Consider the following 15534-nt stretch of genomic DNA (forward strand, 5'->3'; position numbering starts at 1 on the left):
TGCGGGGCATTTTTTGTGAATTCCATCCATTCATAAAAATCCTTTCTTCAGGAATTACAGCAGCCATTTTTGCAATTACCCTTCATCTCCCAGACCATGTCCTGACTCTTTGTTTACAAGTGCTGTTATAGCAGTTATAATAATGCAAAGGGATAATATAATGAAAGACTCTGCCGGTATCAGGAAAGTCAGCGGGAGTAAAAAACGAAAAATTTTATCCCGCAAATTACAGTTAAAGACATAAGAAGAGGCGGATCAGACACGGGTCAGGGAATTAAGCGATATTTAAGTATAGGGGGTAATAATATGGAATACAGAGAGGTTGGGAAAACCGGAAAACATGCAAGCATGATTGGTCTTGGCTGCGAACATCTTGACGGCAAGCCATATGAACAGGTAAAGGAGACGATTGACGCCGCACTTGAGTATGGCGTTAATATTATGGATGTTTTTATGCCTGGTACGCAAGTGCGGGAAAATATTGCAAAAGCGATTGGAAATAGGCGTGATCAGGTGATGCTGCAAGGGCATATCGGCTCCACGAATGTAAATATGCAGTATGATATCAGCCGGGACTTACCTGTGGTTAAACAGTATTTTGAAGAGCTCCTGCGGATCTTCGGATACATAGATTTTGGCATGATGTTTTTTATTGACTCGGAGCAGGACTATAAAAATGTCTTTGAGACAGATTTTGTTGCATATGTGGAGCGTTTAAAACAGCAAGGCGACATCCGGCACATTGGTTTTAGCTCCCATAACCCTGAAACGGCAATAAAGGTCATTGACACGGGAGTGCCGGAGATGATGATGTTCAGCATCAATCCCGCATTTGATATGCTTTCTTCAAAAGCGAGCATTTTCGACTGTCTTGATCATGGCTTTGATGCTAGGGCTTTTAACGGAATTGATCCCAGGCGCGCGGAATTATACAAGCTTTGTACGCAAAAACAGGTTGGTATTACTGTAATGAAAACCTTTGGCGGCGGCAAACTGCTATCCCCGGAACATACGCCTTACAGCAAGCCCATGACTTCGGCCCAGTGTATCCATTATGCACTTTCAAGGCCGGCAGTAGCCAGTGTTCTGACAGGCTGTAAAACACGGGCTGAATTACATGACACCATGAGTTATCTTTCGGCAGCCGAAGCTGATAAGGATTATTCCTGGATTTTTAACGAAGTGCATAGCGCTTTTGAGGGAAATTGCGTGTATTGTGGACATTGCCAGCCATGTCCTTCTGAAATAGATATTGCCGCTGTGAACAAATACTTAGACATCGCTAGGCTTGATAAAAAAGCCGTCCCACCCTCCATACGTTCCCATTATCAAAGCCTTCTTCATAGCGGCGATGAGTGTATAGCCTGCGGCAGCTGCGAGGAGCGCTGTCCATTTGGGGTACCGGTCATAGAAAACATGATGGAAGCAGAAATACTGCTTGGGAAAAGGGCCCAATGATGAGAGGCTCAACGTCAGGGAGGATGGTATGATCCTGGTGAATTCCGGTTATTTTTCGTCACAGACCTGGAAAATGTAAAATTTCAGGTAATAGGAGGTTTCTTCTCCTGCCCACAGGATGGGATGATCCGCTGCCTGGGTCCGGTATTCCACTTGGCGGAGGCGTTTGTGGACGTTTGCGGCTGCTTCCCGGATGGTTTTGGTGAAAAGCTCGGGGGTCATAAAGTGGGAGCAGGAACAGGTGGCTAAGTAGCCGCCGTCTTTGACCAGCTTCATGCCCCGCAGATTGATTTCCCGGTAGCCTTTTACTGCGTTTTTCACGGAGTTTCTGGATTTGGTGAAGGCTGGAGGATCCAGAATCACCACGTCGAATTTCTCTCCGTTTTTCTCAAGCTCAGGAAGAAGTTCAAAAACATCAGCGCACTGGAAGGCCACACGGTCAGATAAACCGTTTAATGCGGCGTTTTCTCTTGCCTGGGCAATACCAAGCTCAGAGGCATCTACCCCAAGGACTTCCTTGGCTCCGGCAATGCCTGCGTTTAAGGCAAAGGAGCCGGTGTGGGTGAAGCAGTCCAGGACCCGTTTGTCCTTGCATAATCGCTGAATGGCAAGGCGGTTGTATTTCTGGTCAAGGAAAAATCCGGTTTTCTGTCCTTCCTGGACGTCAACCAGGTATTTGACTCCATTTTCAATGATTTCCACCTTGGTGTCAAAGGCGGGGCCGATGAAGCCTTTTATGCGCTCCATGCCTTCCTGGAGGCGGACCTTGGCATCGCTTCGCTCGTAAATGCCGCGGATTTTTATGCCGTCCTCTTCCAGAACTTTCTTCAGTTTTTCCAGGATCACAGGCTTTAGCCGGTCAATGCCAAGGGCCAGGGATTCCACCACAAGAATATCTGAAAACTTATCCACTACCATACCGGGAAGGAAATCAGCCTCTCCGAAGATCAGGCGGCAGCTGGAGGTATCCACGGTTGCCTTCCGGTATTCCCATGCATTGCGGACTCGCATCTCCAGGAAGCTTTCGTCAGTTATGGTGTCTTTTTTACGGGACATGATGCGGATGGTGATCTTGGAATCCGTATTAATAAAGCCATGGCCCAGGAAGTAACCGTCAAAGTCTTCTACGGTTACCATGTCTCCGTTTATATAATCTCCTGTTATGGTATCGATTTCATTGTCATAGATCCACAGGCCGCCGGCTTTTAAAGCGCGGCCTTCTCCTTTTTTCAATCTTACGGTTGCTGATTCCATAAGCATACACTCCTTTATCGTTGAATGAAACCTCGTTTTAGTGAGGTGAGCAGCCGGTACAACGGCTGAAACAAAATGAGGGACAGAAAGAAATTGCCTGTTCCGTGGACGATGTCGTAGGGGATTCCTGCCGTCCACCAGGTGAGGGCTGCGCCAACGCCTCCGGCAATGAGGTAGAATCCGGAACAGAATAATCCGAACAGCATTCCAAAGATCCCGGAAAGCAGGGATATACCATAAAGCTTTGGCGCTTTGTTTTTGTAGATAAGAAATACGGCGGCCGGTAGAATGGGCCACACATATAAATAGGAAAACCACCAGAGGCCGAAGCCGTAAACCAGCCCTTCCAATATAACAAACACGTACAGGATGAGCCATACGTGTTTGCGGAATACCAGAGTGTATAAAATTAGAAGCAGGGATACCAGTTCTACGTTAGGCAGCCAGGACAACCCCACCTGACTGACAAATAAAAGGGCTGAAAGCAATGCGTCTAATACCAGCTCCCTGGTGGTAAACAGGGGATGGTTTTTCATGATTTTTTATTTTCCTCAGAGGACAAGGTATACTGAAAGGTGTAGCGTTCTCCATCCTTGATGGCCTGCTGGCTCACTCCATAGCTGCAGGGTTCCCCGTTGCAGAGAAGAGCCCAGTAAGCGCCGTCCTTTTGGTAGTCTGCCCGTTTTCCGTTAATTGTGTTGACCATGAGGCCCAGTTCCTCGGAAGTGGTTCCGTCAATTTGAAGATCCGGTATGGATTTAAGTGCTTCTAACAGAAACTGCGCTTCCGTGGTGATCTGGTAGTGGTCCGTTACTCCATTATCGTATACAACTTCAATGGAAATGCTTTTTGTTCCCGCCATGGGAACCGGTTTTGTCAGGGTATATATGACTAACAGAAGTGCCAGGACCGCAATGGCGGCGCAGCTCCCTAAAAAGGGAGAAAGCCTCTTAAACTTATTCATAATCTGCTGACTTCCTTTTTTATTATTTGTTTCCTGATGAATCAAGCGGATATGGTTGCATTCTGACGAATCAAGCCAATGCCGCAAGGGCCCAATACCTTCCGGTCTGCTGAGGGTATTTGACTAAATGCATGGATTAGTATAGCATATATCCATGGCGGGCCGCAAGGACAGAATTTCCATCTTTTCTTAAAATATCCTTTGATGTATAATAAATGAGAATTGTTTAAAAGAAAAGGTGGATGAAAATGACTGTGAAAGAACAGATTTTAGAAGAAATAAAGGTTTGTGAAAAGCTTTTGATCGGAATCGGAGAGGAATGGAAGGCAGAAAACTCTCCGGATATCATGAGCCTTTATGAGAAGATGGAAAAGCTCATTAAGGATAAAGATTTTTTTATCGTGACAACCGTCACCGATGGAGAGATCTTTCACTCCTCCCTGGAACAAAGCCGGATGGTGGCGCCCTGCGGAAACGTAACATGGAGACAGTGCTCCAAATCCTGTACAAAGAATATATGGGAGCCGGGAGAACTTCCGGAGGATGTCTGTCCCCACTGCGGGGCATCACTTACAGGCAATACCATTGAGGCAGAGAATTACATTGAAGAGGGATATCTTCCCCAGTGGAAGGCCTATACCTCATGGCTGGCAGGGACCCTTAACAAAAGGCTGCTGGTCCTGGAACTTGGGGTTGGATTTCAGACTCCCACGGTCATCCGCTGGCCTTTTGAGAAGACCGTGTCAATAAATAAGAAGGCTCATATGTACCGGATTCATGAAAGCTTTTCCCAGCTTCCGGAGGCTGTGAAAGGGAAGGCAGATGGCGTTTTAGAAAATTCTTTGGAATTCTTTCGGAAATTATAGTTATATTTTGCGTTGTACATTGTATGCCGCTGTGTTAAAATGTTGAAAAAAGGCGTAAAGAGGTGACGGCCATGATTGCGATAATCGACTATGATGCTGGGAACTTGAAAAGTGTGGAGAAGGCCCTGACCGCGCTGGGGGAAAATCCGGTGGTAAGCCGGGACAAGGAGCTCCTCCTTTCTGCGGACAAAGTGATCCTGCCGGGCGTGGGCTCCTTTGGGGATGCAATGGAAAAGCTCCATCAGTATGGGCTGGTAGATGTGATCCATCAGGTGGTCTCAAAAGGAACACCCTTTCTTGGGATATGCCTGGGACTTCAGCTTTTCTTTGAAAGCAGCGAGGAATGCCAAGGGGTGAGAGGGCTTTCCCTGCTTCCCGGCAGGATTGTGAGATTTCCCGATATGCCGGGGCTTAAAGTCCCGCACATGGGGTGGAACTGCCTGGATATCAAGCCTGATGCAAGACTTTTCAAAGGGATTGATTCCGGGGCATATGTGTATTTTGTCCATTCATATTATTTAGAAGCAGACAGGGAATCTGATGTGGCCGCATCTTCCGAGTACGGAGTTAAGTTCGGGGCCTCGGTGGAACGGGGGAACCTTTTTGCCTGTCAGTTCCATCCGGAGAAGAGCAGCGATACTGGTTTAAAGATTTTAAAAAATTTCATTGAACTGACTTAGGAGGTGCCGGATGCTTACGAAGAGAATCATACCATGCCTGGATGTAATGGACGGAAGAGTAGTAAAGGGCGTTAATTTCGTGAATTTAAAGGATGCCGGGGACCCGGTGGAGATTGCAGCCGCTTATGATAAGGCAGGTGCCGATGAGCTGGTGTTTCTTGATATCACCGCTTCTTCTGACAACCGGAATACAGTGGTGGAGATGGTGCGCCGGGTGGCAGAAAAGGTATTCATCCCCTTCACCGTGGGCGGAGGGATCCGCACGGTGGAAGATTTTAAAATGCTTTTAAGGGAAGGCGCGGATAAGATATCCATTAATTCTTCAGCCATCAATACTCCCCAGCTGATCTCCGATGCCGCCGGTAAATTCGGGCGCCAGTGTGTGGTGGTTGCCATTGATGCCAGAAGGAGGGCAGATGGAAGCGGCTGGAACGTATATAAGAACGGAGGACGGATTGACACAGGTCTTGATGCAGTAGAATGGGCTGTGAAGGCAGACAGCCTTGGGGCAGGGGAGATCCTGCTTACCAGCATGGACTGTGACGGAACAAAGGCCGGTTACGATGATGAGCTGAACCGTGTCATCGGGGACCATGTTTCCGTGCCGGTGATCGCCTCTGGAGGCGCAGGCACCATGGAGCATTTTCACCATGCCCTGACAGCGGGAAAGGCGGATGCCGCATTGGCTGCATCCCTGTTCCATTACAAGGAGCTGGAAATCATGGAATTAAAGCGGTATTTGAATGAAATGGGAGTACCAATGAGGATTTAAGGCTGAGCCTTGATTCTTTCGTATACTAAAAGGGGGGTTCCCCGGAAAAGATAAAGGAGAAAAAAATGGGAGCAATTGAGAACGATTGGCTGGAACCTTTAAGCAAAGAGTTTAAAAAGCCATATTACAGGGAACTTTATCAGAAGGTGAAGCATGAATATGAAACGGCCCAGGTCTTTCCAGACCCGAACGACATTTTCAATGCGTTTCAGTTCACGCCCCTTTCTAATGTGAAGGCAGTGATTCTGGGGCAGGATCCTTATCATAATTATGGGCAGGCCCACGGGCTTTGTTTTTCCGTGAAGCCTGATGTGGAGATCCCTCCGTCTCTAGTGAACATTTATCAGGAGCTTCGGGATGATTTAGGCTGTGAGATTCCAAATAACGGGTATTTAAAGAAATGGTCTGATCAGGGAGTCATGCTGCTTAATACGGTGCTGACCGTGCGGGCCCATGCGGCCAATTCCCACCAGGGGATCGGCTGGGAGACTTTTACGGACGCGGCCATTAAGATCTTAAATGAGCAGGACCGGCCCATGGTATTCCTTTTATGGGGACGTCCGGCCCAGAACAAGAAGGTCATGCTCACAAATCCTAAGCATTTAATCCTGGAAGCACCTCACCCCAGCCCTCTTTCCGCTTACCGGGGGTTTTTTGGCTGCAAGCATTTCAGCAGGACCAATGCCTATTTAAAGGACAATGGGCTGGAGCCTATTGACTGGCAGATTGAAAATATATAATAAGACAGGGGTATAGGAATGAATATCATTGAGATTTTAAAAGTAATTGTACTTGGAATTGTGGAGGGCTTTACGGAGTGGCTTCCCATAAGCAGTACAGGGCACATGATCCTGGTAGATGAAATCATCCACTTAAATCAGCCGTCCGCCTTTAAAAACATGTTTCTGGTGGTGATACAGCTGGGGGCGATCCTGGCGGTGCTGGTCCTGTATTTTGACAAGCTCAATCCTTTTTCAGCCAGGAAAAAGCCGGCCCAGAAGCAGGCCACCCTGGTTCTCTGGTCCAAGATTATTTTGGCATGTATTCCGGCTGCTGTGATCGGTTTTCTGGTGGATGATATCCTCGATGAATATCTGATGAACGGTTATGTGGTGGCTGTAACCTTGATCCTCTATGGCGTGCTGTTTATTGTGATCGAAAACAGGAACCAGTACCGGAGTTTTGATGTGCAGAAGGTGGGGGACATTTCCTATCAGACGGCTCTTTGGATCGGCTTATTCCAGCTTTTGTCCCTGATTCCCGGCACTTCCCGTTCCGGTTCCACCATTCTGGGAGCCATGATCTTAGGCTGTTCCAGGGCAGCTTCAGCGGAGTTTTCCTTTTTCCTTGGGATTCCCATCATGTTCGGGGCCAGCTTTTTAAAGATCGTAAAATATGGGCTGAGCTTTACCGGTCCTCAGATATTCTATCTGGTTTTAGGCATGGTGGTGGCTTTTGTGGTTTCCGTTTATTCTATTAAGTTTTTAATGGGATATATCAGACAGCATGATTTTAAATTCTTCGGATATTACAGAATTGTTTTGGGAGCGGTGGTGTTTTTATACTTTATCATTACGGCCATTCTCGGTTAAGAATTAAATGAAAAGAGAGTTGATCATTAGCTAAGCGCTGATATCAACTCTCTTTTAGATGATGGTTCATAAAGGTTCCTTTCTGACAGATCACGGCTGGAATAACATCTCGATCCGTCCTTCGGCGGCCTGTTCATCAATGCCGTCAAAATTAAATTGTAAGTTCCGATTCTGCGTGTTAAGCCCTTTTTTCATCTCGTCGTAGTCCTTGACATTTACCTTTGTTAAACCGTAGTCAATATAGATATCGCAGTCAAAGGCATTAGCGGTGTTGATTAAAAGCGCGAGGGGAATGGGGGTGTAACGCAGCTGGATATCGACTTCAATGGTCCGCATACCCATACCTCCTTTTCCTGATAGCCGGAGAAATAAATCCGGCATAAACGTGTCAACAACTACATAGGGTCTTAGTGAGATATCAACAGGATGAAGAGTCATTTGCATGACTACAATTATATTTTACCATTTCTTTTAAGAAAAACAAGAGAAAATTGAAAAATAGTTAAAAAAAAGGTTAAATACTAATAACAGAAGAGAGTGAGAAGAGTAATCAGCAAAAAAAGACATGCCAAGGCAGTCCATAATGCCCCGGCATGATCTTAAGTTAAGAACAGCACATTATATATTTTCAGCGATTTCATAAATCAGGCGCTCAGTATCTTCCCAGCCCAGACAGGGATCGGTAATGGATTTTCCATAAGTGCCTTCTCCTACCTTCTGGCAGCCTGGCTCAATGTAGCTTTCGATCATCAGGCCTTTTACCAAGGAACGGATTTCAGGGGAATGCCTTCTGCTGTGAAGGATTTCCTTGGAAATACGGATCTGTTCTTTGTATTTTTTATTGGAATTGGAGTGGTTGGTATCCACGATGCAGGCCGGATTCTGGAGATTGCGGCGGCTGTACATCTCATGAAGAAGGAATAAATCTTCAAAGTGGTAGTTGGGGATACACTGGCCGTGCTTGTTTACCGCGCCTCTTAAGATGGTGTGGGCCAATGGATTGCCCTTGCTCCTAACTTCCCAGCCTCTGTAGGTGAAATCATGAGCCTGCTGTGCGGCCACAACGGAGTTGAGCATAACGGACAAGTCTCCGCTGGTAGGATTTTTCATGCCCACAGCAACGTCACATCCGCTGGAAGTCAGCCGGTGCTGCTGGTTTTCCACGGAACGGGCGCCAATGGCAATGTAGGACATAATATCATCTAAATATCCCAGGTTTTCCGGATACAGCATCTCATCGGCTGTGGATAAACCGGTTTCCAAGAACACGTTCATGTGCATCCTGCGGATAGCGATGAGTCCTTCGTGCATGTCCGGCTTTTTTTCCGGATCAGGCTGGTGAAGCATTCCCTTGTATCCTTCGCCCGTGGTTCTGGGCTTGTTGGTATAAATTCTGGGTATGAGGATCAGACGGTCTTTTGTCTTTTCCTGTACCGGTACAAGCCGGTTTACATAATCAGAAACAGAGTCTTCATTGTCAGCAGAGCAAGGACCGATAATTACAAGAAATTTATCGCTTTTTCCGGTGAGTACGTCGCTGATGGCCTGATCTCGTTCTATTTTAAGGGCTTTAAATTCTGCCGGAAGTGGAAAGCGTTCCTTGATCTCTTCCGGGCTTGGCAGATTGTTTACATATTGAAATCCCATGGCATCCTCCTGTGTATATGGTTAGTCTGTATTTTTTCTGTAGATTATATAACAGAACCCGGGAAAAATCCAGCATTCGTTGAAAATTTAGCAATGTGCCTCTCTAAAGTGTTTCTTTTTAAGAAAAAATGGTGTATGATTGCAGAGAATGAAAAGAGGAAGGATGGATTTCAATGGAACGATATTGGAATTGGCAAGGAAACTACATCGGTGTGAGGCAGAAAGATTACTTAGCCGCCTGTGACGGAAGGATTCTTGGGAAATTCTATGGAAGGGAAATCTATGACCAGAACGGGCATTACATCGGAGAAGTCGGCAAAGGCGGCAGGCTGATTAAAAATAAAAATAAGGAAGACTTTCGCCGCACAGGGTTCAGTACCTATGTGAAGGGGACCATAACCTCGCCTTTTAAGGACTGTGCTCCTTATCCCATGATCCAGGGGTATGAAGATTTTTTATAAAGAAAGAGAGATAGGGTTGAAAGAAGGATGGCAGGAATGGTGGATTTAAGCAAGCTGACAGCAGGAAAGAACTTAACAGAGGTGGAGGATGGCGTTCTCCGTTACATCATTGACCACATGGATTCCATGCTTAAGATGGGAGTGCGGGGAGTTGCAAAGGAAAATTTCACCTCCACCTCCACCATCATGCGCCTGACAAAAAAGCTGGGCTACAGCGGGTTTGTGGATATGTATTATAAGCTGCTTCCTCTTGTAAACCGGGCCAGGGACAATGAGGATGCGGGAATGCAGTTTATCAACAGCTTTTGTTCCAACTCTCTTCTAAAGTATAATTCCTACGAAGACATCCGGGAATTTGCCAGACGGCTGTGCCGTCTGGAAGGGGGATATGTTTTTTTGTATGCAACAGGTTTTTCCGCCATTCCAGTGGAATACTTAACAAAGAAACTTCTTGTCCTTGGGATAAAATGCATTTATTCCAATGGAATGGACTCCATCGGGGTTTTTGAAAACAATCTGGAGAACATGAAAATGCTCATTGTAGTTTCCCGGTCAGGGGAAACGGACTGGGTAGCTGACCGGGTAAAAACAGCCAGGGAGAACGGCATTTTTACCGTTTCCTTTACCAATGAGGCGGAAAACCGTGTCAGTTCCATAACGGATATGCAGTTTCGCATAGAGGACAGCAATAAGCTGGATGACAGAAATATGATGGCAAATACATTTTTCCCCAATGTGTTTATGCTCATGGAGCTATTGATCTATGAATACCACAAGGTACTTCAAAATATGGATAAAAAAGAAGAATAAAGGTTCCGGATGACGTTTAAAATAGCGGCATCCGGAATTTTTTTGAAACATGTTACCACTTGGAATAACAGGTTCCTATCCTTTCCCAAAGTATGTACAAAGGGTGAAACGGCGGCTATAATACGGATATGTATTTCACGTGGAATGAAAAAAGAAAACCGATCATTGACAGTTGGAGGAAAAGAGAATGAAAGATAAAGTGATGGATCAGTTGCAGCGCTTTTCAAAAGCAATGTTCATCCCGGTTTTGATCCTGCCCATCGCAGGTATTTTAATCGCTGTGGGGAATTTATTTACCAATGCAAAATTGCTGGAGCTTCTGCCCTTTTTAGATAATCCGGTGACAAAGGGTTTTGGCGCCATCCTGTCCGGCTCCCTGGTATCTATCCTAAATAACCTGGGGCTGATCTTCTGCGTGGGGCTTGCAGCAGGTCTTGCCAATAAGAAAAAATATGAGGCCGGATTTACCGCTCTTTTAGGGTTTCTGGTATTCATTAATGCAATGAACAAGTTCATGACCCTGACGGGAATTCTGTTTACAGGGGAGTCCTTACGGGGAACGGGTCAGGCCATGGTGCTGGGGATACAGATCCTGGATATGGGCGTGTTTCTTGGAATTATTCTTGGAATTGTAACTGCCATGGTGCACAACCGGTTCTGTGAAACAGAGTTTCAAAACGCTTTCCAGATTTACGGAGGTTCCAGATTCGTATTCATCGTATTGATCCCTGTGACCGTTTTTCTGGCGGTTCTTCTTACCTACGTATGGCCTTTTGTCCAGCTGGGAATCACCAGCCTTGGAGGATTCATCAACCGTTCCGGTAACTTCGGAATATTTATTTACGGCGCTTTGGAGCGTCTTCTCATACCTACAGGCCTTCACCATCTGGTCTATACCCCGTTTTTATACACCTCTCTTGGAGGCATTGAAACCATTGGGGGACAGGTGTTTGAGGGGGCGAGAAACATTTATTATGCGGAGATTGCTGACCCTTCCATTCAGGTGCTGTCCCGGTCTGTTATATGGGATGCCAGAGGAATTTCCAAGATGTTCGGTCTTATGGGTGCCTGTCTTGCCATGTACCATACAGCCAGGCCGGAAAACCGGAATAAGATAAAAGCAATCCTGATCCCTGCCGCATTTACTTCTTTTATTGCAGGTGTTACAGAGCCCATTGAATTTTCCTTTATGTTTGTGGCTCCTGTTCTGTTTGCTGTTCATGCAGGCTTAAGCGGACTCAGTATGGTGGTCCTCAATGTTTTAAACGTCCGTGCCATCGGTCCCAACGGCTTCCTGGATTTCCTGCTTTTCAACGTGCCTTTGGGAATCCATAAAACCGGATGGCCCATGTACATTGTGACAGGCCTTATATTTTTTGTGGTTTATTATGCGATTTTCCGCGTTCTCATTACAAAACTGAATCTAAAGACTTTGGGACGGGAAACCGAGGGTATGGAAATGAAGCTTCATACCAAGGCGGAGTACAAGGAAAAGGTAGCATCTGAGAAAGATGGAAAAGGCGGCGAAAACGTGGATGCCGCGCTGATCATTAAGGCCCTTGGCGGTGCCGGAAATATTGAAAAGGTGGATAACTGTTTTACCCGATTACGCCTGATCCTCACAGATCCGGACCTGGTTCAGGAGGAGGTGCTGAAAAACGGCACCGGAGCAAACGGTGTGGTGAAAAAAGGCAATAACGTTCAGGTAGTCTATGGTTTAAAGGTAACTGCCGTAAGAAAGGCTGTTGACGAGGAACTGGGAAACAACGAAAACAGCTGATAAAACAGGAAGAATAAGGAGGAAAATATTGTGAAAAAATTCTCAATCGTAATCGCAGGCGGCGGAAGTACCTACACACCCGGTATTGTCATGATGCTGATGGATAATCTGCACCGGTTTCCCATCCGTTCTTTAAAACTTTACGACAATGACGGAGAGCGCCAGGAAACCCTGGCAAAGGCCATAGAAATTGTTATGAAGGAAACCGCGCCTGAGGTGGAGTTTTCCTATACAACAGATCCAGAGGAAGCGTTTACTGATGTGGATTTCTGCATGGCTCATATCCGGGTGGGAAAATATGCCATGCGGGAGCTGGATGAAAAGATCCCCATGAAATATCATGTGGTAGGGCAGGAGACCTGCGGCCCGGGCGGGATCGCATACGGAATGAGAAGCATTGGCGGGATGATGGAGTTAATTGATCTTATGGAAAAATATTCTCCGGACTGCTGGATGCTCAATTATTCCAATCCGGCCTCCATCGTGGCAGAGGCCTGCCGGGTGTTAAAACCCCATTCCAAGGTATTAAATATCTGTGACATGCCGGTGGGAACCAAGCGGCGCATGGGATATATCGTTGGAAGGGACCCAAAGGATATGGATGTGAAATACTTCGGACTGAACCATTTTGGCTGGTGGACCAGCGTAAAGGATAAGGACGGAACGGATCTCATGCCTCAGCTTTTGGATTATGTGTCTAAAAACGGATATCTGACGGAAAAGGCTGTGGAGACCCAGCATATGGATGCCAGCTGGCAGCTGACCCATAAAAAGGCGGCGGATTTATTAAAGCTGGAACCTGACTTTCTTCCAAATACGTATTTAAAATATTACCTTTATCCGGATTATGTGGTGGAGCACACAGATCCTGATCATACCAGGGCCAATGAGGTAATGGAGGGAAGAGAAAAAGAGGTGTTCAGTGCCGCAAGGGCCATTATACAGGCAGGGACTGCAAAAGGAGGAGAGTTCTCCATTGACAATCACGCTTCCTTTATTGTGGATTTAGCCTGCGCCATTGCCTTTAATACCCGTGAGCAGATGCTTTGCATTGTGGAAAATAAAGGCGCCATCTCTAATTTTGACCCTACCGCCATGGTGGAAGTGCCCTGTCTGGTAGGAAATGAAGGGCCGGAGCCATTATGCCAGGGGAACATTCCTACCTTTGAAAAGGGAATGATGGAAGAACAGCTTGCAGTGGAACGTCTGGTGGTGGAAGCCTGGACAGAGGGAAGCTATTTAAAGCTGTGGCAGGCCCTGACCTTATCAAAGACCGTGCCAAGCGCCTCTGTTGCAAAGCAGATTTTAGACGATCTCATAGAAGCCAATAAGGAATATTGGCCGGAATTAAAATAGGAAATTCCCCCACACCATATTGTGCCAGAGTATAATAAGATACTCATATAGGTAAGCGGCGTGAGATGTTTATAAATTTAAAGTGGTAATGGGAGACTATAGCCCCGTCCTTTTTGCAGGACGGGGCTATTTCTATTTTTGGGCAGATACAACTGATCCCTAAAGCTTACTGAGTGCAGCAGGAACCTGTCATTTGTCCGGATATTTAAAATCAATCACATCACATTCATTGAATTTCGCAAATCGTTTTATGCAGCCGTTAACAGCTGTCTGAAGCTTTTTTGTCTGTCTGATTCCATTCTCGTACCAGATGTTCTTGACAACCAGGGTGCTGTTCTTTGTGTCAGCGACCGCTTCCACACGTCCGATAAAACTTCCGCTGTAAAGCAATGGCAAAACATAAAAACCATATTTGCGTTTGTCTGCCGGAGTATAGATTTCCCAGGTGTATTCAAAGCCAAATAATGCACGGATCAGCTTTCTGTCCCACATCATACAGTCAAGCGGCGCAATCAGTTCACAGCGGGGCTTAAAGGTGTCGGTTTGTAAAACGGTTTCTATCAGAAATAAATCCTCTGCCTGGCAGAAAAGGATGTCCTTCAGGCCGTCTGCCTTGACTTGCAGAATTTTCCCTTCGTCAAGTAATTCTTTGAACGCTTCAGTTCTTTGAGGTGTTTTAAGCCCCCCAATATTTAGCCATGCGTCGGACGGACGATTCCACAGAAGCCCTACTGCACCTATCCGCCGTAGAACACGCCATTTCTGATGCTCAAATTCATCCGGCAGGGGGTCAGGAATGTCAAGCAGCCGTGCAGGTAAATACTTATGGGTGAGGTCATAATACTTCCGGGAGCCTTTTTTATGGTGAATGATCAGCTCACCGGTAGAATAGAGCTGTTCCAGCACTGCCCGTGACGCATTGGTATCGCCGCTCCAATTACCGCTCCAATGAATGGAAGAATGCCAGTGTATGCTGCCCTGTATGGGTAAGCTGTCGGAGCCGACCGCCCCGTTTGCCAGGATGTAATCCTTCGTGCTTGCTTCCAGTTCCGCCAGTTCTTTGAAACGCCGTCCGCCTTCTCGTGCGGCATTCCGATAACGTTCAAAGTATGGCCAGTCTTCGGTGGGAATGATGGAAAGGTTTTTGTCGGGATAATCCACAAGCTTTCGGTCATTATACAGCAGCTCGTAAAGCGTTTGCTTTGTAAAGCCCTTGACACGGGACTGGAGCGTGAGCTCCGCATTCTTTCCGCAGGAATCGACCGGATCAAACTGAATACAGCCTGCCTGGCGCACAAAATCAAAGGCGCCCTGCTTGCCCTTAAATTTGTGCTCACCCAGCAGCCCGTGCTTTAGAAGCATAAAATGTCTTGCCTGTCTGTTCGTTAAAGTGATCATAGGTTTTCTCCCGGTAAATTTCCAGCTTTATTAGTGTGCTCTCTTTTGATACAGAAATGTCCGCAATTCTTTTTTTCTTTGCGGGAAAAGATCTGTATCCATTCTATCACAATTCAGAAATTATTGCTATCTTCCATGATTTCTTATTGGGTAAGCCCACGGATTTTCCGGCAGTCCAATAGTCAATTCCAGTCTTAAAAATTGTATCGTTTGTTTCTGATAATCTGTCCAAAATCAGTTCAGTTTTCCTTAAAACAAAAAAATGTCGAAAAATGTAAGCGCTTAACCACTCGATAATCAAAAATAATGACCAAAATCATATGAAAAAAATATATAAAATACATAATGAATTTAACGAATAATATGTCTTAATTCACAATAAAAATTTATAATTATTGGGATTTATTGACAAAAATTATAATAAATTCAAAGAGGGGGTTGATTAATGAGTTTCTTCCCTGTAAAATCATGCTGTAAGCGCTTACACTATTATTTG

The 15534-nt window shown here is 46.0% G+C and carries 16 protein-coding genes; 10 read left to right on the forward strand and 6 right to left on the reverse strand.

Features of this window, described 5'->3' with window-relative positions:
• Window positions 1-306 precede the first annotated feature (306 nt).
• The gene (locus K401_RS0115085) at window positions 307-1458 is read left to right on the forward strand and encodes an aldo/keto reductase (RefSeq protein WP_024293721.1); all 1152 of its coding nucleotides are present in this window, start codon (window positions 307-309) and stop codon (window positions 1456-1458) included.
• A 48-nt stretch (window positions 1459-1506) separates the two neighbouring features.
• Here the strand turns inward: K401_RS0115085 and K401_RS0115090 are convergent, their stop codons facing one another.
• From K401_RS0115090 to K401_RS0115100, 3 genes are read right to left on the reverse strand one after another with little or no spacing between them, the layout of a single operon-like run.
• Window positions 1507-2712: a class I SAM-dependent rRNA methyltransferase gene (locus K401_RS0115090; RefSeq protein WP_024293722.1), complete on the reverse strand. Its 1206-nt coding sequence runs from the start codon at window positions 2710-2712 to the stop codon at window positions 1507-1509.
• Between the two features lie 14 nt (window positions 2713-2726).
• Complete coding sequence (locus K401_RS0115095; RefSeq protein ID WP_024293723.1) at window positions 2727-3248, reverse strand: hypothetical protein; 522 nt, start codon at window positions 3246-3248, stop codon at window positions 2727-2729.
• Complete coding sequence (locus K401_RS0115100; protein WP_024293724.1) at window positions 3245-3676, reverse strand: DUF4430 domain-containing protein; 432 nt, start codon at window positions 3674-3676, stop codon at window positions 3245-3247. The genes K401_RS0115095 and K401_RS0115100 overlap by 4 nt, the downstream gene beginning before the upstream one ends.
• A 248-nt stretch (window positions 3677-3924) precedes the next feature.
• Here K401_RS0115100 and K401_RS0115105 point away from each other — a divergent pair, with 248 nt between their 5' ends.
• From K401_RS0115105 to K401_RS0115125, 5 genes are all read left to right on the forward strand, one after another.
• On the forward strand, window positions 3925-4542 hold the full coding sequence (locus tag K401_RS0115105) for an SIR2 family NAD-dependent protein deacylase (protein ID WP_024293725.1): 618 nt from the start codon (window positions 3925-3927) through the stop codon (window positions 4540-4542).
• Window positions 4543-4613: 71 nt separating this feature from the next.
• Window positions 4614-5222, forward strand: coding sequence for an imidazole glycerol phosphate synthase subunit HisH (gene hisH / locus K401_RS0115110; RefSeq protein ID WP_024293726.1), 609 nt, complete (start codon window positions 4614-4616; stop codon window positions 5220-5222).
• 10 nt (window positions 5223-5232) lie between these two features.
• Complete coding sequence (hisF, locus tag K401_RS0115115; protein WP_024293727.1) at window positions 5233-5994, forward strand: imidazole glycerol phosphate synthase subunit HisF; 762 nt, start codon at window positions 5233-5235, stop codon at window positions 5992-5994.
• A 65-nt stretch (window positions 5995-6059) separates the two neighbouring features.
• Window positions 6060-6734 carry a uracil-DNA glycosylase gene (locus K401_RS0115120; RefSeq protein ID WP_024293728.1) on the forward strand — a complete coding sequence of 225 codons (675 nt, stop codon included), beginning with the start codon at window positions 6060-6062 and terminating at the stop codon, window positions 6732-6734.
• Between the two features lie 18 nt (window positions 6735-6752).
• Window positions 6753-7586 (forward strand): undecaprenyl-diphosphate phosphatase, encoded by an 834-nt coding sequence (locus K401_RS0115125; protein ID WP_024293729.1) that lies wholly within the window; start codon window positions 6753-6755, stop codon window positions 7584-7586.
• 90 nt (window positions 7587-7676) lie between these two features.
• Here K401_RS0115125 and K401_RS0115130 read toward each other — a convergent pair whose 3' ends face one another.
• Window positions 7677-7922 (reverse strand): HPr family phosphocarrier protein, encoded by a 246-nt coding sequence (locus K401_RS0115130; RefSeq protein WP_024293730.1) that lies wholly within the window; start codon window positions 7920-7922, stop codon window positions 7677-7679.
• Between the two features lie 282 nt (window positions 7923-8204).
• The gene (locus tag K401_RS0115135) at window positions 8205-9233 is read right to left on the reverse strand and encodes a 3-deoxy-7-phosphoheptulonate synthase (RefSeq protein WP_024293731.1); all 1029 of its coding nucleotides are present in this window, start codon (window positions 9231-9233) and stop codon (window positions 8205-8207) included.
• A 173-nt stretch (window positions 9234-9406) separates the two neighbouring features.
• On the opposite strand from K401_RS0115135, the gene K401_RS0115140 reads away from it, so the two are divergent.
• The 4 genes from K401_RS0115140 to K401_RS0115155 all read left to right on the forward strand — a co-directional run bounded on the left by K401_RS0115140 (window position 9407) and on the right by K401_RS0115155 (window position 13640).
• Complete coding sequence (locus K401_RS0115140) at window positions 9407-9694, forward strand: hypothetical protein (protein ID WP_024293732.1); 288 nt, start codon at window positions 9407-9409, stop codon at window positions 9692-9694.
• Between the two features lie 36 nt (window positions 9695-9730).
• The gene (locus K401_RS0115145) at window positions 9731-10504 is read left to right on the forward strand and encodes a MurR/RpiR family transcriptional regulator (RefSeq protein WP_084493108.1); all 774 of its coding nucleotides are present in this window, start codon (window positions 9731-9733) and stop codon (window positions 10502-10504) included.
• Between the two features lie 187 nt (window positions 10505-10691).
• The gene (locus K401_RS0115150) at window positions 10692-12284 is read left to right on the forward strand and encodes a PTS transporter subunit EIIC (RefSeq protein WP_024293734.1); all 1593 of its coding nucleotides are present in this window, start codon (window positions 10692-10694) and stop codon (window positions 12282-12284) included.
• A gap of 30 nt (window positions 12285-12314) precedes the next feature.
• Complete coding sequence (locus tag K401_RS0115155; protein WP_024293735.1) at window positions 12315-13640, forward strand: 6-phospho-alpha-glucosidase; 1326 nt, start codon at window positions 12315-12317, stop codon at window positions 13638-13640.
• 189 nt (window positions 13641-13829) lie between these two features.
• Here K401_RS0115155 and K401_RS0115160 read toward each other — a convergent pair whose 3' ends face one another.
• Window positions 13830-15038, reverse strand: coding sequence for a winged helix-turn-helix domain-containing protein (locus tag K401_RS0115160; protein WP_024293736.1), 1209 nt, complete (start codon window positions 15036-15038; stop codon window positions 13830-13832).
• Window positions 15039-15534: the final 496 nt, after the last annotated feature.

This window comes from Lacrimispora indolis DSM 755 (assembly GCF_000526995.1).
Classification (GTDB): Bacteria; Bacillota; Clostridia; order Lachnospirales; family Lachnospiraceae; genus Lacrimispora; species Lacrimispora indolis.